The organism is Alkalicoccobacillus porphyridii, assembly GCF_007293315.1.
Taxonomy (GTDB): Bacteria; Bacillota; Bacilli; order Bacillales; family Bacillaceae_D; genus Alkalicoccobacillus; species Alkalicoccobacillus porphyridii.
Window position 1 is genome coordinate 1 of record NZ_VLXZ01000332.1, and the last position, 252, is coordinate 252.

1 protein-coding gene is annotated in these 252 nt (G+C 54.8%); it reads right to left on the reverse strand.

Annotated elements, in window-relative coordinates; genetic code table 11:
- The coding region (locus tag FN960_RS24485; protein ID WP_143850847.1) for an autotransporter outer membrane beta-barrel domain-containing protein at positions 1 to 252 on the reverse strand (252 nt) is incomplete at both ends.

Below are 252 nucleotides of genomic sequence, written 5' to 3' on the forward strand. Positions count from 1 at the left end.
TCCGGGTCGGGGGTTGGGTCAGGATCCGGCGTGGGATCAGGATCGGGAGTCGGGTCTGGATCAGGTGGCGGTGGCGGCGTTACTTCTTGCGATCGCATATACCAGTCGTTGTTATCTTCCACCAGCGTGTAGTCATACGCTCCCATATTGACGTAGCCGCTGCCTGCCAGACTGAACTGCGCATTGTTTTGAAACTGAGTGGGATCAGCTGCAAAATCAACCACTTTAATGCCTGTAGATATCGGCTCACCA